The sequence below is a fragment of the Pseudomonas sp. Kh14 genome, assembly GCF_900291005.1.
In the GTDB taxonomy this organism is placed as follows: Bacteria; Pseudomonadota; Gammaproteobacteria; order Pseudomonadales; family Pseudomonadaceae; genus Aquipseudomonas; species Aquipseudomonas alloputida.
Map to the genome: position 1 here is coordinate 1 of NZ_OLKJ01000236.1, position 247 is coordinate 247.

1 pseudogene is annotated in these 247 nt (G+C 65.6%); it reads left to right on the top strand.

Annotation, left to right across the window (positions count from 1 at the left end):
* Window positions 1-73: 73 nt before the first annotated feature.
* Window positions 74-247, top strand: a pseudogene (locus FQ668_RS27950) (NADP-dependent oxidoreductase); the annotation flags it as partial.

Here is a 247-nt window from a genome sequence, read left to right on the forward strand (position 1 = left end):
GATCTTGCGTGACGCGGCCCATTCAACCCGCCGATCATCCCCCCTCACACTCGTTCGTTCAGGAGAACTCGCCATGCCCCACACCAACCGCCGTTTCCTGCTGACCAAGCGCCCGGTCGGCGCCGTGCGCCGTGACGACTTCACCTATGAGCAGGCCCCTGCCGCCGAGCCGGGCGAAGGCCAGGTGCTGGTGAAAAACCTCTACCTGTCCCTGGACCCTGCCATGCGCGGCTGGATGAACGAAGGC